Origin of the sequence: Gimesia chilikensis (assembly GCF_007744075.1) — a bacterium.
Taxonomy (GTDB): Bacteria; Planctomycetota; Planctomycetia; order Planctomycetales; family Planctomycetaceae; genus Gimesia; species Gimesia chilikensis_A.
In genome coordinates, this window is record NZ_CP036266.1 from 2,855,207 (window position 1) to 2,881,701 (window position 26,495).

19 protein-coding genes are annotated in these 26,495 nt (G+C 56.0%); 9 read left to right on the forward strand and 10 right to left on the reverse strand.

Annotated features, from left to right (window positions below; all coding sequences use genetic code 11):
- Positions 1 to 60 precede the first annotated feature (60 nt).
- From HG66A1_RS10775 to HG66A1_RS10805, 7 genes are all read right to left on the reverse strand, one after another.
- A complete protein-coding gene (locus tag HG66A1_RS10775; RefSeq protein ID WP_145183230.1) occupies positions 61 to 1,590 on the reverse strand; it encodes a serine/threonine protein kinase in 1,530 nt (509 codons plus the stop codon).
- A gap of 192 nt (positions 1,591 to 1,782) precedes the next feature.
- On the reverse strand, positions 1,783 to 2,934 hold the full coding sequence (locus HG66A1_RS10780) for an efflux RND transporter periplasmic adaptor subunit (RefSeq protein ID WP_232106800.1): 1,152 nt from the start codon (positions 2,932 to 2,934) through the stop codon (positions 1,783 to 1,785).
- 114 nt (positions 2,935 to 3,048) lie between these two features.
- Positions 3,049 to 3,777: a YiiX/YebB-like N1pC/P60 family cysteine hydrolase gene (locus HG66A1_RS10785; protein ID WP_145183235.1), complete on the reverse strand. Its 729-nt coding sequence runs from the start codon at positions 3,775 to 3,777 to the stop codon at positions 3,049 to 3,051.
- 268 nt (positions 3,778 to 4,045) lie between these two features.
- Positions 4,046 to 5,146, reverse strand: a complete 1,101-nt coding sequence (locus HG66A1_RS10790; protein ID WP_145183238.1) for a methyltransferase — start codon at positions 5,144 to 5,146, stop codon at positions 4,046 to 4,048.
- Between the two features lie 74 nt (positions 5,147 to 5,220).
- On the reverse strand, positions 5,221 to 6,471 hold the full coding sequence (locus HG66A1_RS10795) for a class I SAM-dependent rRNA methyltransferase (RefSeq protein WP_145183240.1): 1,251 nt from the start codon (positions 6,469 to 6,471) through the stop codon (positions 5,221 to 5,223).
- Positions 6,472 to 6,624: 153 nt separating this feature from the next.
- Positions 6,625 to 7,098, reverse strand: a complete 474-nt coding sequence (locus HG66A1_RS10800) for a response regulator (protein WP_145039544.1) — start codon at positions 7,096 to 7,098, stop codon at positions 6,625 to 6,627.
- A 171-nt stretch (positions 7,099 to 7,269) separates the two neighbouring features.
- Positions 7,270 to 7,932 (reverse strand): glutaredoxin family protein, encoded by a 663-nt coding sequence (locus tag HG66A1_RS10805; protein ID WP_145183243.1) that lies wholly within the window; start codon positions 7,930 to 7,932, stop codon positions 7,270 to 7,272.
- Positions 7,933 to 8,314: 382 nt separating this feature from the next.
- Here HG66A1_RS10805 and HG66A1_RS32625 point away from each other — a divergent pair, with 382 nt between their 5' ends.
- A complete protein-coding gene (locus tag HG66A1_RS32625; protein ID WP_145183246.1) occupies positions 8,315 to 11,188 on the forward strand; it encodes a serine/threonine protein kinase in 2,874 nt (957 codons plus the stop codon).
- A gap of 139 nt (positions 11,189 to 11,327) precedes the next feature.
- Positions 11,328 to 12,359, forward strand: coding sequence for an IS110 family transposase (locus HG66A1_RS10815; protein ID WP_145181141.1), 1,032 nt, complete (start codon positions 11,328 to 11,330; stop codon positions 12,357 to 12,359).
- Between the two features lie 470 nt (positions 12,360 to 12,829).
- On the opposite strand, the gene HG66A1_RS10820 is transcribed toward HG66A1_RS10815, so the two are convergent.
- Positions 12,830 to 13,924 carry a serine hydrolase domain-containing protein gene (locus HG66A1_RS10820; RefSeq protein WP_145183248.1) on the reverse strand — a complete coding sequence of 365 codons (1,095 nt, stop codon included), beginning with the start codon at positions 13,922 to 13,924 and terminating at the stop codon, positions 12,830 to 12,832.
- A gap of 671 nt (positions 13,925 to 14,595) precedes the next feature.
- On the opposite strand from HG66A1_RS10820, the gene HG66A1_RS10825 reads away from it, so the two are divergent.
- Both HG66A1_RS10825 and HG66A1_RS10830 read left to right on the forward strand, forming a co-directional pair.
- Positions 14,596 to 15,714 carry a mandelate racemase/muconate lactonizing enzyme family protein gene (locus tag HG66A1_RS10825; RefSeq protein ID WP_145183251.1) on the forward strand — a complete coding sequence of 373 codons (1,119 nt, stop codon included), beginning with the start codon at positions 14,596 to 14,598 and terminating at the stop codon, positions 15,712 to 15,714.
- 53 nt (positions 15,715 to 15,767) lie between these two features.
- Positions 15,768 to 16,514 carry an SDR family NAD(P)-dependent oxidoreductase gene (locus tag HG66A1_RS10830; RefSeq protein WP_145183254.1) on the forward strand — a complete coding sequence of 249 codons (747 nt, stop codon included), beginning with the start codon at positions 15,768 to 15,770 and terminating at the stop codon, positions 16,512 to 16,514.
- Between the two features lie 9 nt (positions 16,515 to 16,523).
- Here the strand turns inward: HG66A1_RS10830 and HG66A1_RS10835 are convergent, their stop codons facing one another.
- Complete coding sequence (locus tag HG66A1_RS10835; protein ID WP_145183257.1) at positions 16,524 to 17,690, reverse strand: FG-GAP repeat domain-containing protein; 1,167 nt, start codon at positions 17,688 to 17,690, stop codon at positions 16,524 to 16,526.
- An 818-nt stretch (positions 17,691 to 18,508) separates the two neighbouring features.
- Complete coding sequence (locus HG66A1_RS10840; protein WP_145183260.1) at positions 18,509 to 19,948, reverse strand: DUF1501 domain-containing protein; 1,440 nt, start codon at positions 19,946 to 19,948, stop codon at positions 18,509 to 18,511.
- A 301-nt stretch (positions 19,949 to 20,249) separates the two neighbouring features.
- On the opposite strand from HG66A1_RS10840, the gene HG66A1_RS10845 reads away from it, so the two are divergent.
- The 5 genes from HG66A1_RS10845 (at position 20,250) to rbsK (ending at position 26,490) form a co-directional block, all read left to right on the forward strand.
- Positions 20,250 to 21,749, forward strand: a complete 1,500-nt coding sequence (locus tag HG66A1_RS10845; RefSeq protein ID WP_145183263.1) for a PQQ-binding-like beta-propeller repeat protein — start codon at positions 20,250 to 20,252, stop codon at positions 21,747 to 21,749.
- A gap of 71 nt (positions 21,750 to 21,820) precedes the next feature.
- On the forward strand, positions 21,821 to 22,999 hold the full coding sequence (locus HG66A1_RS10850) for a glycoside hydrolase family 71/99-like protein (protein ID WP_197997094.1): 1,179 nt from the start codon (positions 21,821 to 21,823) through the stop codon (positions 22,997 to 22,999).
- Between the two features lie 420 nt (positions 23,000 to 23,419).
- Positions 23,420 to 24,454, forward strand: a complete 1,035-nt coding sequence (locus tag HG66A1_RS10855) for a LacI family DNA-binding transcriptional regulator (RefSeq protein WP_145183269.1) — start codon at positions 23,420 to 23,422, stop codon at positions 24,452 to 24,454.
- Positions 24,455 to 24,493: 39 nt separating this feature from the next.
- Positions 24,494 to 25,546 carry a nucleoside hydrolase gene (locus tag HG66A1_RS10860; RefSeq protein WP_197997095.1) on the forward strand — a complete coding sequence of 351 codons (1,053 nt, stop codon included), beginning with the start codon at positions 24,494 to 24,496 and terminating at the stop codon, positions 25,544 to 25,546.
- Between the two features lie 17 nt (positions 25,547 to 25,563).
- Positions 25,564 to 26,490: a ribokinase gene (rbsK, locus tag HG66A1_RS10865; protein WP_145183272.1), complete on the forward strand. Its 927-nt coding sequence runs from the start codon at positions 25,564 to 25,566 to the stop codon at positions 26,488 to 26,490.
- Positions 26,491 to 26,495 lie beyond the last annotated feature (5 nt).

Consider the following 26,495-nt stretch of genomic DNA (forward strand, 5'->3'; position numbering starts at 1 on the left):
TTATTTAAACATGTCAGGCATTTTGACGGATGCAAGCAATTCTTGCAAGATTTTATATTTTCAGAACACATCCGGCAATTCTTCCATGAAAGGAAGATCATCATCATTTCGGGTTTTCTGCTCTTTTTCAGCCTCTTTTTTCGCAGCGGGCTGCTGAGGAGCCGGTGTTTGCTGCTGAGGCGGAGCTGCCTGAGGTGGTTTTTGAGCCGGTGGCGACGGCTGCTGACCTGCGGGAGCGGGTTGCTGTTGTGCCGGGGGCTGTTGCGGTTGTTGAGGAGGCTGCTGCTGTTGAGGTGGCCCCGGTTGCTGCGGATATGGCTGCTGCGGGTAGGGCTGCTGTTGCGGCGGATAAGGCTGCTGTGGATACCCAGGTGGCGGATAGCCTCCGGGAGGCATGGGCTGCCCCTGGTACTGCGGCGGATACGGCATCGGCTGTCCGGGCATCGGCTGAGGCGGATACATGGGCTGCTGATACTGTGGTGGATACCCGCCGGGCATCGGCTGTGGTGGTTGCTGCTGCTGTTGCGGTTTTTTCTGTGGCGGTGGTTCCGGTTTGGGCTTGGATTTCTTGTTGGCGTTGCGCTGGGCAATCAACTGCTTGGCCAGTTCCGGATCATCTTTCATCAGCTGGGAGAGTTTGGCATCGGCGCGGCTGTCGAGCCGTTTTTCCTGCATCGATTCTTTTTCGGCCTGTTCGGCTTCCGCTTTTTCCTGCTCGAGCAGCTCAGCAATTTCCTGTTTGAACATTTTGAGATTGCGGATGGATGAGACGACTTCTTCCATCGAGAGAAAGCGGTTTTCCGGTTTCTTGGCCAGCATCTTCAGCACGAACTCATCCATTTCCGGCGTGACGTTTGGATTGATGCTGGACGGCGGCACGGGACGTTCGGAAATGTGCTTCAGCAGAACTTCCTTGGGGTTTTCGCCGTGGAACGGTGTTTTGCCCGTCAGGACTTCGAAGATGGTAATGCCCAGGCTGTAGATATCGGCTCCCGGTCCGAGTGCCTGTTTCTTGATTGTTTCCGGAGCGATGTATGAGCGGGTACCCTGAACCGACTTGGCTTTTCCGAACAGTTTGCCGATCCCCTTGGCGACGGGAACGGCGAGACCGAAGTCGATGATTTTCACTTCCGAACTTTTGCTGATCAGAATGTTTTCCGGTTTGATATCCTTGTGGACCCAGCCCTTCTCGTGCATGTGGCCCAATGCCATCGCGGCAGATTCAATCAGTTTGCGGAGTCGGTTCTGCACACCGCGGCGATCGGATGAAATTTGTGACCGCAGGTTCGGTGCGCGGAAATAGTCCATCACCAGGTAGCAGTTTTTTTTGTTCTTGATGAACTTATGAAGTTGAATCAGATTGGGATGATCGACGGCGGCGCCCACTTTGGCTTCCAGCTTCATCGTGGCGACCACTTCCGGTTTTTTCATTGCTTCCGGGAGCATCCGCTTCATGGCGAATGTGTTGGAGCCCCCCTGTTCTTTCACTTCCCAGATCTGAGTCGATGTGCCGTCTGCAATCATGCTGACGAGCTCATACTCATCAACGAGTTTATCGTTTTCTGTTTCAGTAGTTTCTTTTTCAGCCACTGCGCAACCTCTTGCTTGTTAGTGATCCGACAGAATCATTCCAGACTTATTATTGTAACGGATGACAGTGCGGTGCTAAAACCCGAGTTCTCAGGGGAACGTGAAGGGAGCTTTGCGAAATTTCTGTGAGACAGGACTTTGCTCTGCAGTTTTATAGTGTAGCGTGGCTGTCAGCTCAACGAAACATATGATTTAAAAACTGACCTTTTTTTCAGGTGGTTTTGAGGGTGAGCTGCCTGGGGGTGTGCCGGGCGATGTGCTTGATTTACCGACGGTGGTCGCCGGCTGCAGAGTGGCGCCATCGGCCAGGGGCTGTGTACTGCTCACCACGATCTCATCGTCCTTGTCGAACGCCGCAGAAACGTACAGGCGTTCGGGGCCGACCTGTCCCAGAATCTGGGGGGTGAGCTCTCTGATCACATTTTCACGAATGACCTGAATTTTGCGTTCCCCCTGCGGGCTGTTCTGGACGGCGACCGTGGGAATTTCCGCGATCGGGTAGCGTGGAATCAGGCTGACGCTGACCGCCTGCCCCGGCCTGTGCTGATTCTGTTTGTTGTCCATGACAACGACGGCTGAAGTGATCGAGTTGGCGAGGTCCCTGAGTTTTTCAAAGCGGGGGTCGAGGGGCAGCACCTGGTTGACAGTTCCCTGTGTGGCCTGTTCTTCGACGCTCAGGTTGATTTTGTTGCCTACCAGCGCCTGTTCCCGTGCGAGGGGGATTTCGACTTTGAGCTGCGAGGTGTCCCCCAGTTCGAGCAGGGGCTGCCCTGCTCTGACATAGGTGCCGGGGGAGACCAGAATGCGGAAGACTTCCCCTTCGAAGGGAGCTCGGATCGTGGTCTGTTCCAGGCGGATGTTGGCGATTTTCAGTTCGGCTTCCGCGAGTGCCACGCTGGCTTTGGCAACGGCTGCTGCTTTACCGGTCGCGTTTTTCTGTTCTTCCCGGGCGAGATCGAGGGCGGCCTGAGCCCGGGCGACTTCGGCCTGCGGAATGGCTGCTTCCAAGCGAACCAGTACTGCCTTTGATGCCGGCTTGTCTCCCGGCTGCACATCGACCGTGTGGACGACCCCTTCAATGGGCGAGGCGATCGAGAGTTGACGGATCGGCTTCAAGTTGAGGGGGACGTAATAGTCACGCGGATGTCTGAGCGTGATGGCTTCGCGTTCGATGAAGGCCGTCTCGGGTTTATCGCCTGCAGGCTGCTGTGCCCTGCCCGGCTGGATTGAGACGCAGAGCGTAATCAGAAGAACGGAGGACAGAACGGACAAACGAGTGTATGTAAAAAACTGAGCCAGACGGGTCTGCATTGCTTCGGCGCTTTCATGTACGAAGATGGTCACTAAGGTACAAAAGTCTCTTGTGCCGATTTTCGCTGACGGGTTGCGCAGTTTCAAGCAGTGTTTCCGCTTCTTTCCAGATTTCGCCGAAGATGTCTGGCTGTGATCAGGCGGCGATTACTGACAGAGAACCCAGCCACGCAGTTTCACACAGCAGGCCGAGGTGCAGTTTTTGGTGTCGATCCAGATCTGGTGACACCAGTTGCGCGGCTTTTCGACGATCGCAGGTGGCTTTTCCAGTTCGAAGGTAACCGCGGGTACGTAGCGTTTTGCCTGGACGATCCCCTTCAGCAGCGAAGCCGGGGACACCTTGGGGGGCGATTTGGCCTGCATCAGGTGACAGGCAGAGAGGGCGTCCATGGCGTATTCCGCACAGTGAATTCCATTCGCGCGTTTGCCCGTGAGGTGATGCCTGATGGAATAGGGTGTGCCCAGTTTCTGATCGAGCAGTCGTTCGTATTCCTCGGTCATCTCTGCAGTGAAAGCGGACCGTGGGTGAAAGACATGGATCGAAGCGGGACGCTGTGTATTCAGGTAGTTTTTCAGCGTCAGACAGCGGGCCCCTGCCCCGTTCATGCTGTCATAGACCACCGGTTCCCCGTTTCGCATGACGATCATGGCGACATGCGTGTAAGGGCTCTGGGTGAAGATGCGAACGGCGAGACAGTCCCCTTTACTGAACAGCAGTGTGCCTGTCTCAACGCGTGTGGAAAGTGAATCGGCCAGTTGGTCGAAGGTCTTAAAATTCATCGTCATCTGTGGTCTTGCAGCCTCGACTGGCTGTTCATTCCTTTGAGTATCCTGTGGCGTGGAAGCGAGGACAGCAATTGACAGGAATAATGACATAACGGGCTCCTTCTGGATAGAGCAATCTGAAATGCCTTATATGAGCACTCCGTTGCGTTGCAGACGGTTTTCTCAGTTACTTAAAGCGATATTTTCACATTCGCAGTTCGCTGTCAACGGGGTGATCTTGGAAAAAGATCAGAAAAATATCCGTAAAAACGGGAAATCAATGACAGCAAGCCTGAGCGTATTGCCAGAAAATGACTCGATTTAAGTCTGTTATATCAAATATATCAAAGCTGTTTTAAGTGAAAGAGGTCCTTTGTAGTTATTCCGGCTTGCGAGCGGCAAGCATGAAGTGGTGTACTGCCCCATCGATGGCGACATCCGTGAAGAGGTCCAGCAGACGATGGGCGTACCATTGATACTGCTTGGTCGAGAACTGCAGGAGTCCGCCCGGTTTGAGCGACCGCAGGCAGAGTTGCAGAAACTGTTCCCCCTGCTCTTCGCTGGTGAAATAGGATTTATTCGTGAGCAGGTAGTCGTAGGCTTCTTCGGGGATGTCTGCTTCCCCGGTGATAAGTTCCGTACGCACCGTGGTGAGTTCGTTCTTCGCGATCCCCTGCTCTGCACAGAGGATGGCGCGGGCGTTGGTGTCTACGGCGTGGATATCGGCATTAGGACATCGGGCGGCAGCGGCGAAAGCAACGATGCCTGAACCGCAGTCGTAATTCAAAATCCGGGATTCATCGGTGAGTTCCATCAGTTTGATCAGCGTACGGGCGCTCTGGTTGGGACGTCGATGACTGAAGACGCCGGGCAGCGTGTATGCGTAAAGCAGTCGCTCGCCTTCACGGATGGCTGTTTCATCCTCGAATGTTTTCTTCTCCGGCGCGTCCTGCTGTTTCTTGCCCTGGTAAACAATACCTGCGTCCGAGACGACGCGGGTGACTTTGGAAAAGAGCGACTGCAGGAACTTGTGGTATTCGTAATCTTTGTCGCGCGGCGAAGCGATGGTCAGCGTGCCCCCCTGCCCCAGGCTGCGGACGGCTGAGAGTGTCAGATCGCGAACGTATTCATCGGAAAACTGTTGCGAGAGTGGCAGCAGGACGGCATCGTAATCGGTTTCTGGTAACTCGCTGTCGCAGAGGGATTGAAATCCGGCACTGATGGTGATGGTCTCGTCGGACTTGAGTTCCGAAACCTGTTCTGCAATCTGCGTGCTGACCGATTTGTTAAAGCTGAAACAGTCGAGCTGCGTTTCCAGGCCGGGACGCTGCAGGAGTTCGATCGTGAACGGCTGCAGGTTGGTTTGAAAACAGAGTGCCCGCGCCGGCTGCCAGTCTGCTTCGAGGAAATCGAGGAGCAGTTGTTCGGGGGGCGGCTGCATTTTCTGTGAGCGTTGTTTCTTTTTCGAACGTCGCGACATCGGTTCTGGTCTTCAGGTTGGATTTAAAAAACGGAAAATTCTTTCTTAAGCAGTCCGTTGCCGGTCGTCAATCATCAGGCGACGCGGCAGATAAAACATTTCAGGTAGTGGTTCTCGGGACAACTGGGGGAAACCGGATGGTCGGCCGGCTGGCCTCGCTGTTCGAGGACCTGGATGTGGCGACCGGTCTGCTGTGCGACCGAGGCCAGCATCTGCTGAAAGTCCTGTTGCGTGACGAGTCCGGAGCAGCTGCAGGTCACCAGGATGCCACCCGGTTTGAGCACATCCAGGGCGAGCCGATTGAGACTGAAGTAACCTTTGAGGGCCTGCTTGACCCCACTGCGGTGCCGGGCCATCTTGGGGGGATCCAGGATTACGGAATCGAACAGCTCCCCCTGCTCTTTGAACTGTTCGAGCACCGCATAAGCTTTGCCCGACTGAAAGCGGATCCGGTTGCCGACGCCATTCAGTTCTGCATTGGCGGTGGCCTGTTCGATGGCCCCCTGGGACGCGTCGAAGGCCTGCACCGACTGTGCCTGTCCATGAATGATGGCATTCAGCGCGAAGGCACCGGTGTAGCAGTGCATTTCCAGGACGCGATGATTCTTGAGATAGCGGGCGGCTGCCAGGCGGTTGTCGCGCTGATCGAGATAGAACCCGGTCTTCTGTCCGGTGACCATGTTCATGCCGTAGCGAATGCCGTTCTCTTCGAGGAAGAAGTGCGGCGGCGGAGTTTCGCCGAACAGCAGCTGATCGGAAATTTCCAGGCCTTCGGCTTCGCGCATCCCCTTCTCCGTGCGGAGCCAGATGCCTTTGCAGGGGAAGCGATCCTTGAGGAAGCGAATGACCAGATCCTGTTTCTGCGAGAGGGCCAGGCTGGAGAACTGGACCAGGAACCAGGAACCGTAACGGTCGATGGTGAGTCCCGAAAGCTGGTCGGCTTCACTGAACACAAGTCGGCAGCCGGAGGTTTCGAAGTCTTCCAGGAGCCCGGTCTCTTCGCGGAGTGCGACGGCCTGTGTGAGTCGCTCGATCCAGAGTTCGTCATTCAGGGGCTGCTCTGCGTCCCACGAGTAGAGTCGCACGCGAATGTTGCTGTTCGGGTTGAACAGGCCTCGCGCAATGAATTCGCCCCGCTCGGTCTGCAGCAGGACTTCCTCTCCCGGCTGGGGCTTGCCCTCGATGCGCGAGATGGCACCGGCAAAGACCCAGGGGTGTCGACCGAAGAACGGAAGTGCGCGGCGCGGCTTGAGCAGGACGCGCGGTAACGGTGGTGTGTCGGTTTCCCCGTTCGTTTCCGAGACGGAGGGCGAAGAATCACTCATGAGAGTTTTCTAATTAAAAAGATCGAACGAATATCGGGGACGCTCGAAAAGATCAGCGAGGTCCAGCATCCCGACAGAGTGGGAGTGGAGCGTATTTATATAGGATCAATACAGGCGGACTTGCAGCGGGTCCCGGTTGCCTGCATCGAGGGGTTATGAATCACTGGAAGCGGAATTGGTTGAACCTTCCACCTCAGCCAGGTAGGCCAGCAGTCGATCGCGTTCATTGGTCAGGTGACGTACGCGGAGCAGTGAACGGACGCGGGTCGTCAGTTCGATGCGGTTGACGGGCTTGGTTAAAAAGTCATCACAGCCGGCCTGGACCGATTTCTCGATGTCGCCCATTTCACTCAGCGCGGTGATCACGAGGATCGGAATGTCACGGGTCTCTTCGCTTTGTTTGAGCTGGGCACAGACTTCATAACCGCTGAGCTTGGGCATCATGATGTCGAGCAGAATCAGGTCGGGTTCGATTTCAGCGACTTTTTCCAGCGTCTCTTTCCCATCGTAGGCCATGAACGTTTCGTAGCCTTCATCCAGCAGGTAGGCATCGAGCAGTTCACAGTTCTGATGATTATCATCTGCGATGAGGATTTTTGAATTCTTCAATGAGATTTCAGACGACATGGTCTATAAGCCTAATGTGATGAAAGTTTATGAATACCGGGCCTGTTACTCCCGAGATAGCTGACTTTGATTTCTGTAATTTATCTCATTTAAAGTCGAATCACAATAACTGCCAGTCCGATTTTAGGGCCCCTGCCCCGTTTTTCGAGCCGAATCAGGCCGTTACCGCCGCTATGCACAACGGCACTGACCACCACAGCCGGATGATTCACCCGTCGCAGCAGCATCCGGATTCTTCCGCTGGCAGCCACAACCCTGCTTGTTACAGCCGCATTTCTTTTTGATGGCCTGGGTTACCGGAGAGGCGACGATCATCCGCCGAAGCAGAACTTCGTTAATGCGGCCTCGAAAGCGGATTTTGCCATCGATGAGCACAACGGGGACACAGGTGCCGAATTTTTCCACCAGGGCGGGATCACTGAAGATATCGATCATTTCCCAGGCTGGCAGGTAGGCGGCGTAGTCTTCCAGGATGTCGATTGCCTCTTCACAGAGCGGACAATCGTGTTTGGTGTAGACAGTCAGGCTTTCAAACCGCTGGCCCGGTTCTTCGGGCATCCAGTCTGCGTCTTGTACGATAGGCTGCTGCCTGAGCTGTTTTTTCATTTCGACTTTAGAAACCTGGTGCAGAACCGCCACTCCGCCTCCGGAGAGTCCCAGCGCGAGCAGTTTCCAGATCGAAGGGCTGGAGTACCAGGAGCGTGGCATCTCAAAGGGGAGCCATTCCGTTCCGATAAATGAGAGAGCCAGGATGGATAACCCTAGAAATAACATGGAGTTACCCAGAAATGCGAGCCCCGGCGGTAGTTCCTCTTTATGTGCAATCGTACTCATGTGTCTTTCCTGATCCGTCCCTGTGAGCAGCCAGACCGGTCCCTGATCTGTACTATATAAGTAATCATCGAATCCTGACGCCAAATATTATAGTCAATTGCCCTGCTTTTTAAATCTCTGCCCGGTTTTATCCCTGTTTCTGTGAGAACGAGGGGCCTGGGAGCACGTTCTGAATTTCCCGGGGCAAACCGGTAGTGTTCAAATTGTCTGAGCTGATTTATGAAAACCAGGTGTCCCCAAGTGGCGAATTTTGCATTCACGGGGAATCAGGATATTCCTTAAACCAATACTGGTCAGTCGTTAAATCGGATGCTAGAGTGTTACTATAGCCCCGCGCAGATGAGAGTTTCATCGATGGACACGTTGAACGAATTGGTAAAGAATGGCAGGTAAACAAACGGCCGAGGGTTTTCTGAACCTGGTGAAGCAGAGCGGTCTGGTATCGGTCGATCAGCTGAAAAAGCTCCTCGCGGAATACCAGGAGCAGGACCGAAAACTGGGAGAACCCAGTGAGATCGCCGAGGAACTGATTGGGCGAGCTTTACTTACGCGCTGGCAGGCAAACAAGCTGCTGCAGGGAAAACACAAGGGTTTTTTCCTGGGAAAATACCGACTGCTGGACCTGGTCGGCAAAGGGGGCATGAGTTCGGTCTACCTGGCGGAACACGTGCTGATGCGGCGGCGATGTGCTATCAAGGTCCTGCCTTCCAAACGCGTCAATGACGCCTCTTACCTGGCGCGATTCCATCGCGAAGCCCAGGCGGTCGCCTCGCTGGATCATCCGAATATTGTACGCGCGTATGACGTCGATCATGAAAAAGAGAACGACGCCGAGATTCACTTCCTGGTCATGGAATACGTGGACGGGAAAGATCTGCAGGAGATCGTCAACAAGAACGGGATCCTCGATTTCCGGGACGCGGTGAATTACATCCGCCAGGCAGCCAATGGTCTCGCGCATGCTCATGAAGCAGACATGGTGCACCGCGACGTCAAGCCGGGCAACCTGCTCGTTGATTCGAAAGGGGTCGTCAAGATCCTCGATCTGGGACTGGCGCGTTTCTTCCATGAGGGAGAAGACAAATCGCTGACGATCGCTCACGATGAAAAAGTGCTGGGTACGGCAGATTACCTGGCGCCCGAGCAGGCGATTGACAGTCACCAGGTGGATTCCCGGGCCGACATCTACAGCCTGGGATGTACGCTGTATTTCCTGTTGACGGGGCATCCCCCCTTCACCGAAGGTTCCCTGGCACAGCGACTGATGGCGCATCAGACCAAGGAACCGCCTCCGGTGACGGATGACCGTCCCGATACCCCCGAGGATCTGGTGCAGATTCTGAATAAGATGATGGCCAAGGATAAGGAAGAACGGTATCAGACAGCCTATGAAGTGGCAGCGGTATTGTATGAATGGCTGCAGAGTCACACCGATGAAGAATGGCGGCAGAACAATTTGAGTAGCGGCGTCGGGTCTGGCGTGGGGCTGACCCAGGGGGAAGGCAGTGGTAGTGGTGCGGAGAAAGGGAATCAGAATCCGGAGCTGGCAGCGTTCCTGTCGAACCTGAAGGAAGAATCCGGCATCGCCCGCGAAACCAAACCAGAGAACCCGAAACCCGAGGCTCCTAAACCACAACGGAATCCGGGATTGTTGCAGCCAGCGTCCTCCAGTCTCAATGTGCGTGACTCTTCGGTTCTGCCCGATGACAAAATCAGTTCGGCGTCGACACGGATTGCCGGCAGTTCTGCGGTGACATCTTCGGCAGCAGAAATCAAGCCGGAGCCACCCCAGGAAAAACAGGCAGCGAAACCCGTGGCCAAACCGGTCGCAAAGCCAGTCGCGAAACCAACGGCGAAGCCGGTTGCGAAACCGGTGGCCAAGGCGGCGCAGAAGCCCGTTAAGAAGCCGGCTCCAGTCAGCGAGGCCCTGCCCGATGATTCTGTGATCCTCGAAGCAGAAGTGGATGAGGAAGAAGCGGAAGTCGTAGAAGAGGCGGCTGCCGCAGAAGCTGTCATCGGCGGACGTCAGTGGATCATGCCTGCAGTGATTGGCGGCGGGATTGGGGTGCTGTTGATTATCGGCGTGGTGATGTTTGCCCTTTCCGGCGGCGAAGATGAGAAGCCCGCCCCGGAAGTGGTTGCTGATAAAAAGACCGAACCGGCGCCACCGCCCGAACCGGACAGCCTGCCGGATGAAATCATGGTGGGACCGGAGGCGAAATACAAAACGATCGCCGCGGCTCTGAAAGATATCAAGATCGTCTTTGACAAGACCTTTGGAGTCGACAGTAAACAGTACACAATCAAGGTGGCCGCCGGTCAGGAACTCAAAGAGCGGATTCAGATCGATAATTCGGATCTGAGTTATCCCAAGGGAATTAGCATCGTGGCCGAGAACGGCAAACCGGTGATTCTGGCTCCCGAGGGTCCGGAAGCGGTGCTGAATCTCAAGGGAATTGAAGGGCTGACGATCGACGGATTCTTAATCCGTGCCCAGGGGAAAAAGGTGGCGATCGAACTGTCTGAATACCTCGTGGGAACCAGCCTGAAAAATCTGAAGGTCAATGATTTTCAGCAGACCGGAGTCCTGGCGAAAGGGGTTTCCGGTCTGGGGAATGAACCGTTCCTGCTCGAGAATGTAAGCCTCAAGGCGGGCAGCCCGAAAGCCATCGGCCTGGACTTCACCGGCGAAACAAACCGTGGTCTGGTTCTGGCGAATGTCCGCTGCCTGACAGCGATGCAGATTGGCGCGCGGTTCTCGTCCAGTGTGCGGGACACGCAGATCAAGGAGTGTATTTTCTCCGAAAGCATGACGGGCATTCAGTTCGAGTCGCTGGGATATACTTTCAGCAGTCTCAAGCTGACCAACAACACTTTCTTTATCACCAACTCGGCGATTGTGATCACCGCGATGCCGACCCCCGACAGCGAACTGGTGGAAATTTCCCGTAACCTGTTCTCGACTGTCGAAGGGGCGGAAGCCAAGGTGGAACAGAACAATAATCCCGAGCTCTGGGGGAAAATTCTGAAAGCCCAGGAAAACTATTCCTCCCGCACAGCGCCCAACCCGTTGCCTGCGAACGAACTGAATCTGTTCAAGAACAAAGGCAAACAGGGGGACGCGAAGTTGAACGATTTTGTTTCCACCACGCCCGGTGATGAGAAGTTCCTGTCCCCTGCCCCGGACAACCCGGCCCGTAAGGTTGCAGGGACACCTGGTGGGATGAAACCCTATGTGGGTGCGGTCGCGCCGTAGGGGATGCCTCTCATTCTCTGATTGAGAGATCAGTGGTGGGTGAAACTATGTAAGAAGGCCGAGCCGGTGGTGGTATTCTTTAACGCGTGGTAAACATAGTTTGTTACAACCTTGTTTCCACAAAAGAAAGGAACCACTCATGTTTTATGCCGGCATCGACCTTCACAAACAGAGTATCACAGTCTGCGTCGTAAATGAAGCGCGTAAAATCGAGAAACGGAAACGTCTGATGTGCGCCAATGAAGCTGCTATCGTGGCCTTCTTCAAGGAGGTCATCCAGGAACTGGGGCCCTTTCGCGCGGTCGTGGAAGCGACGGCCAGCTACGAATGGCTGATCAAACTCATCGAGCCCCTGGCTGATAAAGTGATCCTCGCCCACCCTGGTAAATTGCGGGTCATCGCTGAGTCCACGCGGAAAAGCGATCGTCTCGATGCCCAGGTTCTGGCCGAGTTTCTGTCAAGAGACATGGTACCAGCCTCGTATCGCCCAACCCCTCGGCAACGCGATCACCGCGGCCTGGTACGTCAGCGGAGCTCCATTCAACGCCGGATTACTTCGGTCAAGAATCGCATGCGACGGATCATGAGCAACTACAATGCAGATCGACCAGACCTGTTCAGAAAAGCGGGACAAGAGTATGTCAGCAGCTATCCCCTGTCGGCCGCTGATCGGATTTGCATGAATCAACTGACCTCAGAATGGCTTTTCTTTCTCCAACAGTTGAAGTCAGCCAACCAGGCACTGGTCGACTTTGCCGGGACGGCTCCGATTCGTGAACAGCATCAGCGGGAACTGCTGCAGAGTATCCCGGGCGTTGGTTTTGTGATCACTGAAGTCGTGTTATCGGAGATTGCAGACATCGATCGATTCGACTCTCAGAAGCAGGTAGTTGCCTACGCGGGCCTGGCACCGGGACAACGGGAAAGTGCCGGGAAGATGAAGGAACTCCACATCGAAAAGGCAGGTTCCCGTTATTTGCGCTGGGCGCTGGTGGAGGCCGCCTGGCAACTGGTGTATCGGGTACCGCGCTGGAAGACGATCTACGAGAGGTTGAAAAAACGCTTGAAGGCTAAAAAAGCCATCGTGGCGATCGCCAGGCGTCTGCTGGGAATGATGGTCGCGATCATGAAATCAGGCGAACCATTCACAGCGACACACCAGCCTGCCTGAAACAGGCTGACGAGTAATACAGATTTGAATTAATAACATCAGAGACAAAATCAATCGGGAATGTGTGAACGACCCCGACCGGGCCCATGAAGGCGGGGAAATGTCTGCGACCTTCGTCAGGGTGAATGGGGCGTTCTTCGTACGGATGTTTAATGGCGACGGCCTGCAACAGTGGTCGATCCCGAATAGATGGTTGAGCGTACCGCTTGATTGTGTCTCAGAAAGGAATCCATGCGCAAAGAATTAAATCACTTGACAAGATGTTCTTCATAGATGGGCCCGAATAAAATTCGGGCCGAGCGCAGCGAGCAGGAGGTTGCTGAGAGAACTTGCGAATTGAGTTCCCATTTTTGATGCTGAATAGCAGCTTGAGTGAGGCGCGTTTGCTTATCAGGCAACGTGAGAACAGAGACCTCCTATTGCCTGCGGCAATCCCGGATTTTATCCGGGAGCACCCGACCCGGAAGATGCTAGTTGAGGCCGAGGTCGGCGTAGATGGCGTCGTTGATTTCTTTTGCGCGGCGCTGATGTTTGGGTTCACCCGGTCTGCCATTCGCGACGACCGCGACGACCAGTTCCCGTTCCGGATCTGCAAAGGAGATGGAAGACTGAGAGCCGCCGTGTCCGAAGGTCGGTTCGGAAGCGGCCTCACCGAAACCATAGGGGACGGTTTGAGCGCCGTAGCGATTTGAATTGACGATGAAGCCCAGACCGTAGTCGACCTTGTGCTGCAGGGTCAGGTCGAATTCATCGACGCGATGTCGGGTGGTCATGGTTTCGACCGTCTGCGGATCAAACAGAGGCATTCCCGCATTGAGCAGGCATTCATAGAACCAGCCCAGTTCGCGGATGGGGCCGCGGGCATTGCCGCCGGGCGAAGCTTTGATACACCGCGGCGCCTCGTGCCAGTCGGTGAGCAGCATCTCCCCTTTATCTCGCTGGTACACGTACGCGATGTTCTCTTGAAACTGTTCGTAGACTTCTGCAGGCATGCCGAGCCAGCTGCCGGTCATCCCCAGCGGTTCGAGAATCAGTTCCCGCATGGCCTGGGGATAAGCGGTTTCGGTAATTCGCTGCAGGACTTCACCGAGGATGAACCAGCTGGACGAAACATGGTAACCTGCGGTTTTACCGATCTGCCAGTTCTCTTCGAGGGGCGCATCACAGATGCGTTGCAGGGATTCGTCCCAGTCCAGTTCCGGCCAGCCGGGATCGACATTACGGAAGCCGGCAGTATGATTGAGGATGTGCAGCAGCGTGATCGGTTCTTTACCGTGCGTGCCGAACTCGGGGATGAACCGGGTAACGCGGTCATCAAGGCTCAGTTGTCCCTGCTCCCAGAGACGAGCGATGGCCATCGCTGTCAGTGGTTTTCCTGCGGAGAGCCAAAGATTGATTGTCTCGGCGGTCATAGGCACTCCGGGACGGGCTTCACCGACGCCGGTATCTGCGATGGTTTCTCCCTGGTGAGAGACATAGATCTGTACGCCGGTATGCAGTCCTGCTTCGATCCCTGCGAGGATGCGTTGTTCGGTGGTGGGGAGACGGTCTGACAGTGTTGACACGGAAAACTCGCTGAGTTCAGGGTTCGGGATTGAGGCATTAAGTGTACGTTGCTTTTAGCGGAATGAGGGGGGGAATTCAACTGAGGGTAACACGTAGGGGCCACCCTGTGTGGTGGCCCGCTGTATTGGTGTCGTTTGTGTGGTGGTATTCGAAAGTGGTATCCGGTTCCGATCGAAGTGTGATCCGGTTTGGATGTCACCAGGCGGGCGGGCACATGGGCACCGCCCCTGCAAGTCGCTCAGTTTGGTTTCCCGGTTCTGTGCAGGTCTATTTCCCTGTCAGTTTCCTGCTCGCTGCGCTCGGCCCGAATTGCATTCGGGCCTACCCTTTGAAAATTAATTCTGAGAGGAAAATAGTGGGACGATTTCTCACTAGATGGCGGATACTATGAGACCTCCTGTTGCCTGCGGCAATCCCGAATTGCATTCGGGACCACCCGGGGAACGTGTTTACAATTTTCCCTCATGTGTTTTATTTTGAATGAGGCTCGCCAGGCGGGCAGGCACACAGGCCAGCCCCTACTTTTGAATCCATTGATTTCATGGTTCACGGTGGGGCTGATGATTTCTGATTGATACGGGTTCTGGTATTATGAGAGCAATCATCGCCAACCCGCGCCGGTTGATGTTTGAGTTCATACTCACTCTGAAAGGAAGCGAGACGACCAGCCATGAAGATTACCGCGATTAAGACCTTTCCCGTACGTATTCCCCTCAAACCGGAACGCCGCATGATCTCCGCACTGGGGAAACATGATGTTTCCCAATACCTGGTGTTACGCGTTGAGACCGATGCCGGGATTGAAGGGGCCGGAGAGGCGACGGTCATCTCCCGCTGGAGTGGTGAGACGGTCTGGGGCGCCCAGGCACTGGTGGATCGGATCTTTACTCCCCTGCTGTTGGGGCATGATCCGTGTGATATTGATGGTGTGAATCTGATCATGGACAAGATCGCGCAGGGGAACTGGTTTGCCAAGTCGGCGATTGAGATGGCCTGCTGGGATATCAAAGGCAAAGAAGCGGGTAAGCCCGTGTATGAACTGCTGGGCGGCGCTGCCCGTAGCCGTTCGATTAAGTGCCGGTTCTCCATGGGCGCGTATTCGCTGGAACGGGCCGAGCGGCGGACAAAGGAACTGGTGGAAGCCGGTTTCAGCACGATCAAGGTCAAGGTGGGAACGGATCCCGATGACGATGTGGCCCGCGTCAAAATGGTGCGGGAAACGATGGGGCCAGACCTGGAACTGACCATCGATGCGAACGCGGGCTGGGATGCAGCGACCGCGATTGCCGCGATGGAACGCATGGAGGAATTCAACGTGGCCCTGTTTGAACAGCCCACGCATCGGGGCGATTTCGCCGCACTGGCTGAAGTGAGACGGGCGATCAAGCCGGAGATCATGGCGGATGACATCTGCTTTGACCTGGCGGATGCCAAAGAGTGTATCCGCAACGAAGCTTGCGATGTGATCAACGTGTATCCCGGCAAGAACGGAGGCATCAGCAAGACGGTCGAGATTGTGAAATACGCCGGCGAATATGGAATCCCCTGCAGTATTGGTTCGAACCTGGAGCTGGATATTGCTTCGGCCGCGATGTGCCATTCCGTGATCGCCTGTCCCAACATGAACATCGAAGAGTACCCGGGGGATATTCTGGGACCGGAATACCATGAAATCTCGGTCGTCAAAAATCCGCTGCAGATCGAAGGACCCGTCATCACATTGCCCGAGGCTCCCGGACTGGGAGTGGAAGTTGACTGGGGCATTGTCGAAGCCAACCCCTGCGGTTAAGCTCTGCTGATTCGTGCTTTCTCAAACACAAGTTTTATATGGAAACAACCCTGATGAATGATAATTACGTCGCCCTGATTACCGGTTCTGCCACAGGCGTGGGCCGGGCCTGTGCCCTGCGGCTGGCCGAAGAGGGCTTTGACATCGTCGTCAACTATTCGCAGAGCCAGACAGAAGCCGAGGAAACCAGAACGCTGGTGGAAGAACTGGGTGTGCAGGCGCTGTTGATTCAGTGCGATGTCAGTGATGATGCCGGCGTCAGGAAGATGGTGGGCGAAGTTGAAGAGAAATGGGGGCGACTGGATGTGCTCGTGAATAATGCGGGGACCACCGAATTCATCGAACACAACGATCTGGACGCGGTAACCGAGGAGATCTGGGATCGCCTGCTGGGCGTGAATCTGAAGGGCCCCTTCTTCTGTATTCGTGCCGCCGCGAAGCTGTTACGCGAGAGTGATATTGGCGCGGTGGTGAACGTGAGTTCGACGGCAGGCGTTGATGGACGCGGTTCGAGCGTGCCTTACTGTGCGAGCAAGGGGGCGCTGAATACGATGACGAAATCCCTGGCCCGTGCACTGGGACCGGAGATTCGTGTGAACTCTGTCTGCCCCGGTCCGATCGACAGCCGCTGGCTGAAGCGAGTGATGACTGATGAGCAGCTGGCGGAGATGACCTCCGAGTACCCGATCCCCCGCCCTGCCCTGCCGGAAGATATCGCGGATACCGTGGTCTATCTCGCGCTGGGAACGTCACTCTCCACCGGGCAGATGCTGGTCGTTGATGGCGGCCGGACGATGTAACCGGTCGGTCTACTTCGATTCATTCCAGTAGATCTTGAGATTATGGGAATTGCGACCAGCGGCGACGATATCAATTTTGCCGTCGCCGTTCAGGTCGCCCAGACGCAGGTCTTCACAGGCCATGCCGTTGTCGTCGATCCAGGCTGACTCCCACGTTTTTCCTGAAGCGTCGGTGGCCCAGTAGACTTTGACGCCGACCTTCTGATCTTTGTTGGGCGTACGCCAGCCTGCGACGATTTCCTGTTGCGAATCACCGAACAGGTCTGCCGTGGCAACCGCGTGGCCGGCTTTGATGTTGTCGTCCAGGACCTGGCGCTGGTCGATTCCCTTGTTCGAGCCCGCAGACTGGTAGAGTACCAGGCGGTCGCCGTGCAGGGGTTCGATGGTGGCGATGAATTGATTCTCTGGTGCCAGCTGGCCCATGCGGATTTCTCCACTCCCCTCGATGAGAGGGAATTTCTGTGTGGTCCATTTGCCGTTCTGGTAGGAGAGCAGCATCGCGCCTTCGCGGCCGGCGTAGAGAATTTCTTCCGCCGGTGTGGATGGGATCCATTGGGCGGGATCGAGATTGTGGGTGACGTGCATCGTGTCTTCGATGACGGTCTGCTGCCACTCGTCCCGGGGGTTGTCCGGCTTTTCGTAAGCGATGAGTTTGACACCGGCCCCTTCGCCCCGCTTGTTGCCTTTTCCGTGCAGAGGAGAAACGACGAGTGCGAATTTCTGATCGTCCAGTTTGACCCAGCGCATACGATGCACGACCGGCTGGTTAGGGAGCTTCACCGGTTCCCAGAGTTGACTGCGGTCGGCCGGGGGAACGAGATAGAAGACGGCACCGGAATTCAGGGTGTCGCCGGGATTCCATTGTCCGCCGACGGCGATTTCGACTTTTCCGTCGCCGTCAATATCGCGGGCGGCGATGCAGACGTTGTCGCGTTCAGTCAGGTTCTCGGCGATGACGTGCCGCTGCCAGCTGGGGTTTTCGTACCAGACGAATTCTTTCTTGTCGGCCAGCAGAATGTCCGGCTTTCCATCTCCGTTGACATCACCGATGGCGGTGCCGTAGCCGATCTCGACGGTATCGTCGATGGTCTGTGGTTTGAATTTCGGAGTCGTGTCTGCGGCGAAACAGACAGAGGTCGAGAACAGGCAGGCGGTGATCAAGGCTGAGCGCAGCATGGGAAACCTTTTAGCGATACACGGGGACAGGCGGGATGATGTTGACAACCATGATTGGAGCCGATTGTGGTCGGGAATGCAAGGAATTTCGGAGTTCGTGTTCTGTTATGGAAGCGGGCTGTTCCCGCTTCACAGTTCAATTTGCGCAGTACGTCCAGCAGGCAGTGACGGTTTTTGCCTGTTCCCGTCGGTGCCGATGGTTATGTTTGTGGGTGATGGCAGGCGTTGTTTTTACACGCGGCTGCGAACGGATGCTATCTTCCGGAACGGCGCGAGGGCGTCAAGCGGAATTCATATTCTGAATTCACTGCGAGTGCACCTGAAATTCAGGTGAGTCTGGTTTGAAATGCGTTGAGTATGCTCCGAAATGATTTGAAATGTTACGAGACATCGAGGACCGGTTCAAACTGTTCCGGTGAAAAACGGGAAAATTCGGCGTCGATTCAGGTGCATCTGGGTCAGTGGTTCGTCGTGTTCCAGTGCACGCATCGTCCGCCTCGCGCGCGAAGCACAATTGCAACAAAATACGATTCGGAAAGAGCCGATCAAGTTCAATATGAGCAGGTCGATGAGAGGGACGTTCAGTGAGGGAAACGACAGGCTGGGATTTGGGCAGGTGGGAGTTTGGCGGTCGAACCACAAACTGGGAGAGTGTGCTCTGCGACCTCCTGTTGCCTGCGGCAATCCCGAATTACATTCGGGACCACCCCGGGGCGCGTTTATCTGGGTCCCTTGACGTGTTTCACTGGCGACGTGACGTCGAGAGGCGGGCGGGCACATGGGCACCGCCCCTACGCAGAGAATCATATCGAGAAGGTTCAACCGAAGAGCTGTTTGAGTGGTTCGCCGCCGTCGTTGATGGGGATGGGGCGTTCGAGGGAGTCGGGGAGCATCAGGCCCGGGTCGATTCCCAGCGCCCAGTAGATAGTGGCGGCGAGGTCTTCGGGAGTCGTGGGATGCTCAATCGGTTTGGTGGCCTGACGGTCGGAACTGCCGTAAGTGGTGCCTCCCTGGATACCGGCTCCGGCGAGCAGTGCCGGGAAGAGTTGACTCCAGTGGCCGCGACCCCAGCTCTTGTTCGGTTTGGGAGTGCGGCCCATTTCCCCCAGGGCGACGACGAGAGTTTCGTCGAGCATGCCCCGCTGTTCCAGGTCGGCCAGCAGTGTGGCGCAGCCCTGGTCGAAGGTCGGCAGCAGGTTCTGTTTGACATCGTCACTGTTGCGATGCGAGTCCCAGCTGTAGCCGTCGACACAGTCATAATGCACGGTGACGAAGCGCACGCCGGCTTCCACGAGGCGGCGTGCCATCAGACAGGATTGACCGAACAGGTGCCGTCCGTACTGATCGCGGAGGGCATCCGGTTCCTGTTTGATGTCGAGTGCATTGCGGGTGTTGTCGGAAGTCAAAAGGGCGAGCGCCCGTTGTCGAAAGCGGTCGAAGATCTGGGCGTCCTCTTTGTCGAAGTTGCGTTTCATCAGATCGAAGTGCTTGAGCAGATCGATGCGACGCTGAATCGTCGACAGGGGAACTTCAGGGGCGAGCCCTTCAATCTGGTAACTGAGTTCTTTATCGGAGCAGTCGCGCCAGTAGGGATTATCGGTGGAGTCGCGGCTGTCCACGGTGGTGGAGAGCGGATTGTAGGCGCGTCCCAGCCAGCCAGCGTATTCACCGGGGCGGATATAACGACCGCCGGCCTGCAGGCGACCAAGTCGATTGGGAAGCACCGTGTAGTTGGGGAGATCGCGTTCGAGTCCGCCGGGTGTGTGCTGAGTCAGGTATTCGACGACCGATCCCATCGAAGGCCAGTCTTTGGGAGTCGCATCGAAACCACCGCCGATGGGAAGGTGCCAGCGTTGTCCGGTCTGGATGTAATGACCGCCACCACTGTGATCGTTGAAGGTGTGCGTCATGCTGCGGACGACGGAGAATTTATCGGAGACATTCGCCAGTCGCGGCAGGTGTTCGCTGATGAGCAGTCCCGGGGTGCGGCAGTCGATGGGCTGGAAAGGACCGCGAATTTCGCTGGGTGCTTCCGGCTTCATGTCGAAGGTTTCGAGCTGGCTCGGGCCGCCGAAGAGGAACAGGAAGATGACCGATTTCGCCCGCCCCCCCTGAAACGGGTTGACGATCTGCTGCTGTTCTGCCTGCAGCATTTTCGGGAGCGAGAGACCGAGGAGCCCTGCTCCGCCGGTGGTGAGGACATCGCGACGGGACATCTTTCCCGTGGCGCGCTGGGGCTGATTCAGAATCGAGAACATGGGGTGAACCTTTCGTTCCATTCAGTCTGTTACGTGAATTCGATTCCTGCTCGTGCCAGCAGTGAGAAGTCCCGGCGAGGCGGCCGGAAACTTCTGTCGGGACATTCTAACAATTCATCGGCGGGCTGTCTCTATGATATGTAAGGTTTTTTATGTGTTTTTCCGGGTCCAAAAAAAGTCGGTTTCTGTTGTAGGTTTTGTGGTGACATGCAGTTACATTGGATAACAGATAATCAGGTATTGAAGAGTCGAGTTCATCGCGCTAGGTCATCTCTCTTTCAGATCGCAGGAGATTCAGGGAATGCTTTCGTTACGGAATCAATGTTTGTTGCTGGCTTTACAGGTTTTATGTTTCACCGGGTTCAACGGGATGCGTCCCGCACAGGCGGAGGACTGGCCCCAGTTCCGCGGCCCGAACTGCTCTGGGGTTTCCACTGAGAAACATAAACTGCCGGCTGAGTTCGACGATCAGAAAAATGTGATCTGGTCTGCAGAACTGGGCGACGGCATCGGCTGTCCGGTGGTTGCGGGCGGACGCGTATTTACTTCGGGAATGGTCGACAAGGAGAAGGTCGGCCTGTACGCCTTTGATGCCGAGACCGGTAAGAAACTGTGGGAGCGGACCTGGGATACGGGTGAGCTTTTAGAGATTCACAAAACCAACAGCTTCGCTGCCACGACCCCTGCTGCGGATGACGAACGGGTTTACTTCTACTTCAGCACACTGGGGATGCTGGCCGTCGATGCTGAGACGGGGGCGGATGTCTGGAAACAGGAACTGCCGATTCCCTACTTCGTTTTCAAATGGGGCGCGGGGATGTCCCCGACTCTGTATAAGGACCTGGTGTTGTTCTGTCAGGACGATGACCTGGCGCCGGCATTTTATGCCTTCGATAAAAAGACCGGCAAGATTGTCTGGAAAGATGATCGCAGCGACCAGGCGGTGAACTATTCTCATCCGGTGATCTGTGAAACGGATAAAGGAGATGAAATCGTTGTCGCGGGAACCGGGAAGCTGATCGGCTACGATCCGAAGACCGGGAAGCGGCTCTGGAGTGCACGTACCCTGCTGCGAAATATCAAAACCACGCCGGTGAGCCGAGACGGGATTATCTATGTCTCACTGCAGAGTGGCGGGATTGCCAATCAGTGGCTGGCTTCGATCGACCGCTGGGAGACCGGTAACAGCGATGGTAAGGTGACCAAGGAAGAGATCCAGGCGTTCGTGGGTAAGACTAAAGTGCCCGAGGCGTTCTACAAGAAGACTTTCGACCGGGGCGATCTGAATAAGGATGGCGCACTGGAAGGGGAAGAACTGGACATCGCGTTTCTGCCTCCCGGTAACGAGGCGGGTGCCAAGTTTGGTGAAGAGCCGGCCCAGGAGTTCGTACTGGCCGTCAAAGGGGGCGGACGCGGCGACGTAACGAAATCGCATCTGCTCTGGAAGCATAAGACCAAGTACACCGACCATATTGTCTCGCCGCTGGTGACAGAGAACCGGATGTTCCTGGTCAAAGGGGGCGGGATTTCGACCTGTTATGAAATCGACAAAGGCAAGAAGGTCTGGGGACCGAAACGGATTCAGAACGAATGCGAATACTTCGCCTCCCCGATTTATGGCGACGGGAAGATTTATGTCGCCGGCGAGAACGGAAAGATCGTGGTGCTGGAAGACGGTCCCGAGCAGAAGATCATCGCCAAGAACGACATGGGGGATTCGATTCTGGGGACCCCGGCGATCGCGGACGGGCGGTTGTTTATTCGGACCCGCAAGCATCTGTATTCTATAGGATTGAAATAATTGTGAAGTGGCTGCGTTTTAGAATTCCATTTCGAGTCAAAAGCATGCTGTCTGCGGGCAGCATGCTTTTGGTGTTTCTGCTGTCTCAGATCTCTGCACAGGCTGAGCAACCGGTGTTCGTGCATTACATGCCCTGGTATTCGTCAAAGCCGGTCAGCGGACAATGGGGCTGGCACTGGACGATGGGGCACTTCAATCCGGACAAGCTGGCAGGAAAAGGGATCAGAGAAGCGGCCACGCATGATCCCCCTGTGATCGGGCTGTATGATTCGAATGATCCCGATGTGCTGGAGTGTCAGGTCTTGCTCATGAAGCTGGCAGGGATTGAGGGAGTGATCATCGACTGGTACGGGATCACGGATTTTCGCGATTACGGAATGGTGCACCGTAACACGCAGCACCTGATCAAATTTGTGAAACGGGCCGGGTTGAAGTTTGCGATCTGTTACGAAGACCAGACACTCAAACATCTGGTGGAGGGAAAACAGATTCCAGCCTCTCAGGTGATAGCCCAGGGGAAATCCGTGATGGGCTGGCTGGACGAGCACTGGTTTGGCGATGACGCTTATCTACAGGTTGACGGCAAGCCATTGCTGCTGGTTTTTGGTCCTCAGTATTTAAATCAATCACAGTGGAAAGAATTGAGAACCGGTTTGAAGCATTCACCGCTGATCTGTGGATTGCCGCATCTGGTTCAACCAGCCGGGCTGGATGGACTCTTTGCCTGGCCTCCTGTTTCGGGTGGGAAAACTGTCACGCCTGAAATGTGGCGGAAACGGCTTACTGAGTACTACGCACGAGCGCCACAGGAGACGGTTATATCAGTTGCCTTTCCCGGCTTTCACGACATCTATCAGCAGGCGGGCCTGCATGCGAGCTATGGATCAATCGAGGCCCGGGATGGAAAGACCCTACAGGAAACGTTGCAACTGGCAGCCGAAAGCAATACTCCTCTGATTCAGGTCGCGACCTGGAACGATTATGGCGAAGGAACCGTGGTGGAACCTCAGGTACAGGGGGGCTATCGCAATCTGGAGATCATCCGTTCGTTTATTGCAGCCCGGTCTCCCCGGAAAGTTGCAGGGACGGCCCGCGATTTACGGCTGCCGGTGTTGTGGTATCGACTCAAGAAACAGTATGCGGGCGAGCAGACCGTGACAGCGAAACTGAATGAAGCGACCGCCCTGCTCCTGGCGGGAGACATAGAGCCGGCCCGTCGGATTCTGGAAGAGTTTGCGTTGGATGAGTGAGTGGGCGATGGTTTTGACTTTGAATTAGTCGTGCTTTGACGAGGACCAGCTGGTGGCGGATATTCCCCTTTTCCGGGCCGATCCGATCTGTATGATTTCTCCAAGGTGAGGCGCGTTTTTTACATAGACAGCGTGCTCCCTGTGACCTCCTGTTGCCTGCGGCGATACCGGATTGCATCCGGTACCACCCGGCATTGAGGTTTCGAGAAACATTGAGGGGGCACCCTGTTTCGTGTTTTTTGAGTTTAGTATCCAGTCCCGTTTGAAGTGTCAACTGATTTGTCTGTCGCGAGGCGGGCAGGCACACAGGCCAGCCCCTACGCCGCACCTGGTTTGATTTCTAAATCTGAAAATCCCGGTTTTGCTTGATCTTCGCTGCTGATCTGGTAATATGCACAATCGATTGTGCAAAGGGGTTCCATGAGCAAGTCTGTAAACAAATCGATTACGTTGAAAGAGGTCGCTGCCGCTGCCGGAGTGAGTGTCTCGACGGCTTCACGGGCTCTCTCCGGTAAGGCGGAAGCGTATCGCATCAGCAGTGCGACCGAGCAGTCGGTGCGGAAAGCAGCCGAAAAACTGCAGTTCTCCCCCAGCCTGCTGGCGCGATCGTTGCGTTCTCAACAGACCAAACTTCTGGGCGTGGTGCTACCTAATGTGGCGAACCCGTTCTTTGCGGCGATTGCGCGGGAGATCACCCTGGCGGCCGAGGAAGAGGGATATTTGGTGCTGCTGACGGACAGCCAGGAAAACAGTGAGACCGAGGCCCGGCTGGTGGACCAGTTGCAGGCCCGTCAGATTGAAGGGCTGGTGGTCTGCCCGGTGGGGATAGAGAACCGCCATTTGAAATCGCTGGCGAAACAGAAGCTGCCCCTGGTGCTGGTCGATCGTGGCTTTGACGATCCCGCGCTGGTGAGTGTGACCTCCGACCATCGGGCGGGTGCCCGGGAGGGGATGCAACAACTCCTGGAAGCGGGACACAAGACAATCGGCGTGTTACAGGGATTGCCTGAGACCCTGCCCAACCGGGAACGACTGGCGGGCGTGCAGGCCGCTTTGGAGGATCAGGGGTTGAAGTATGATCCGGGTTTGATCGCCGGTCACAATTTTGATGAGGCCTCCGGATATGCAGCCGCGAAAACGCTGCTCACGGAACGTCCCGAGATCACCGCGCTGTTTGCTTTCAGTAACCAGAACGCACTGGGGGCACTGCGGGCGGCCAGCGAACGGGGACGTACCATTCCCGGTGATCTGTCATTGATCGCATTCGACGATCATCCGTTCGCCGCTTATCTGGCAGCGCCGCTTTCGTCGGTCAGCCAGGATGTGAACCAGCTGGGGCGCGTGGCGGCCCGATTACTGTTGGAGCAGATCCGGACCGGCAAACCACCCGAACAGAAACATTATCAGATTCCCGTCCAGCTCATTCAGCGGGCTTCCATACAGCCGCCCGCCTGAGTGAGGACGATTTATCAACCAGAAGAAGGACATCCTGCAATGAAACGATTCCCTCAGATGCTCGCCCTGACGGCAGCGGTGCTCAGCCTGGTCTGTGCAGTGCCGCTGAACCGGATTACTGCTGCCGAACCGGAACGTCCGGTGCCGCTGATCTTTGACACGGATATCGGAAACGATGTGGACGATGTCCTCGCCTTGGGCATGATCCACGCGCTGGAGGCCCGTGGCGACTGCAAGCTACTGGCGGTGACCATTACGAAAGACAATCCGCTGGCGGCGTCTTTTACCGATGCCGTGAATACGTTTTATGGTAAGGGAGATGTGCCGATCGGAGTCTGTCAGAGTGGTGTGACTCCCCAGCCAGGGAAGTTTAATGTGCTGGCAGAAAAGAAGGACAACGGCGAGCTGCGGTATCCCCACGATCTGACGGATCCGAAACAGGCACCCTCAGCCGTGACCGTGTTGCGGAAGGCACTGGCGGGAGCGAAAGATCATTCGGTGGTGATCGCGCAGGTCGGGTTTTCGACGAACCTGGCGAATCTGCTCAAGTCGCCCGCGGATGACATCAGTTCGCTGACCGGGGAGCAGCTGGTAAAACAGAAAGTGAAGCTGCTGTCAGTAATGGCGGGGGCGTTTGAGAAGATTCCGCGTAAGGGGATGATGGTCGATCATCGGGAATACAACGTGGTGAAAGACATTCCAGCGGCGCAGAAGCTGGCGCAAGACTGGCCGACGCCGATTGTCTGGAGCGGCTTTGAGATTGGTCTGTCGGTCCCTTACCCGCACGAGAGCATCCTGGAGGACTATAACTACGTAGATCATCATCCGCTGGCGGAGGCTTATATTCTGTATATTCCGCCGCCGCACGATCGTCCTACGTGGGATCTGACCAGCGTGCTGTATGGCGTCTTTCCACATCGGGGGTATTTCGATCTGTCGGATGCCGGCACCGTGACCGTTGAGAAAGATGGCCTGACGACCTTTGAAAAAACAGCGGACGGCAAGCATCGCTATCTGAAACTGAATGATGTGCAGCGGGCCCGCCTGATTGAAGCGCTCGTGCAGCTCTCCAGTCAGCCTCCTCAGAAATAGTAGAACGGGAGGCCGTGATGAGCGAGACACGACGTGCCCGCATTGCCGTGCTGGGGTCAATCAACATGGATCTGATGATCCGGTCGGCGAAGTTACCCCTGCCAGGCGAGACGGTGATCGCCGATGCGAAAGTCGAAAACCCCGGAGGTAAAGGGGCCAACCAGGCTGTCGCCGCAGCGCGGATGGGAGCGGAAGTGACCATGATCGGCTGCGTGGGGGATGACAGTTTCGCAGAGGAACTGGTGCAAAACCTGGAGGCCGAAGGCGTGCAGACGCAACTCGTCTCGCGTAAGCGAGAGACCACCAGCGGCGTCGCGGTGGTAATGGTGGAGACGAGCGGCGAAAACGCGATTCTGGTGGTCCCCGGTGCCAACGGTCTGGTGGGACCGGCGGAACTGGAGCAGGCGCGGCAGGTTATCTGTGACAGCGATGTATTGCTGATGCAGCTTGAAGTCCCGGTGGAGACGGTGATCGCAGCTGCGAACATTGCGCGGGAGGCGGGGGTACCTGTGATCCTGGATCCGGCCCCTGCCCCGGCTCATTTCCCGGCGGAACTGCTGGACGTGGATCTGATCTGTCCGAATCAGTCGGAGGCGGCGGCATTGCTGGGGCAGTCTGTCGGTTCTGTGGAGGAGGCGGCTCTCGTTTCTGAACTGGTACAGCTGGGGCCGCGACGGGCGATTATTACACTGGCCGATCAGGGGGCGGTGATCTTCGATGGTGAGTGCGTGGAAACGGTAGCCGCGTTTGAAGTCGATGCGGTCGACTCGACGGCAGCAGGAGATGCGTTTGCGGCGGGACTGGCTGTCCGACTGGCGGAACAGGCCGATTTGAAGGAAGCCGTCCGGTTTGCTTCGGCGGCGGGGGCTCTGGCGGCATCCGGGGCGGGCGCCCAGTCGGCGATGCCGACGCGGGAACAGATTGAAACACTTTTAACCAAATAAGACAG

What these genes read in the sequence shown, in the direction of transcription:
- HG66A1_RS10785 (WP_145183235.1), bottom strand. Translation starts at nt 3,777, where the DNA reads ATGTCATTATTCCTGTCAATTGCTGTCCTCGCTTCCACGCCACAGGAT.
- HG66A1_RS10790 (WP_145183238.1), bottom strand. Translation starts at nt 5,146, where the DNA reads ATGTCGCGACGTTCGAAAAAGAAACAACGCTCACAGAAAATGCAGCCG.
- HG66A1_RS10795 (WP_145183240.1), bottom strand. Translation starts at nt 6,471, where the DNA reads ATGAGTGATTCTTCGCCCTCCGTCTCGGAAACGAACGGGGAAACCGAC.
- HG66A1_RS10800 (WP_145039544.1), bottom strand. Translation starts at nt 7,098, where the DNA reads ATGTCGTCTGAAATCTCATTGAAGAATTCAAAAATCCTCATCGCAGAT.
- HG66A1_RS10805 (WP_145183243.1), bottom strand. Translation starts at nt 7,932, where the DNA reads ATGAGTACGATTGCACATAAAGAGGAACTACCGCCGGGGCTCGCATTT.
- HG66A1_RS32625 (WP_145183246.1), top strand. Translation starts at nt 8,315, where the DNA reads ATGGCAGGTAAACAAACGGCCGAGGGTTTTCTGAACCTGGTGAAGCAG.
- HG66A1_RS10815 (WP_145181141.1), top strand. Translation starts at nt 11,328, where the DNA reads ATGTTTTATGCCGGCATCGACCTTCACAAACAGAGTATCACAGTCTGC.
- HG66A1_RS10825 (WP_145183251.1), top strand. Translation starts at nt 14,596, where the DNA reads ATGAAGATTACCGCGATTAAGACCTTTCCCGTACGTATTCCCCTCAAA.
- HG66A1_RS10830 (WP_145183254.1), top strand. Translation starts at nt 15,768, where the DNA reads ATGAATGATAATTACGTCGCCCTGATTACCGGTTCTGCCACAGGCGTG.
- HG66A1_RS10835 (WP_145183257.1), bottom strand. Translation starts at nt 17,690, where the DNA reads ATGCTGCGCTCAGCCTTGATCACCGCCTGCCTGTTCTCGACCTCTGTC.
- HG66A1_RS10840 (WP_145183260.1), bottom strand. Translation starts at nt 19,948, where the DNA reads ATGTTCTCGATTCTGAATCAGCCCCAGCGCGCCACGGGAAAGATGTCC.
- HG66A1_RS10845 (WP_145183263.1), top strand. Translation starts at nt 20,250, where the DNA reads ATGCTTTCGTTACGGAATCAATGTTTGTTGCTGGCTTTACAGGTTTTA.
- HG66A1_RS10855 (WP_145183269.1), top strand. Translation starts at nt 23,420, where the DNA reads ATGAGCAAGTCTGTAAACAAATCGATTACGTTGAAAGAGGTCGCTGCC.
- HG66A1_RS10860 (WP_197997095.1), top strand. Translation starts at nt 24,494, where the DNA reads ATGAAACGATTCCCTCAGATGCTCGCCCTGACGGCAGCGGTGCTCAGC.
- rbsK (WP_145183272.1), top strand. Translation starts at nt 25,564, where the DNA reads ATGAGCGAGACACGACGTGCCCGCATTGCCGTGCTGGGGTCAATCAAC.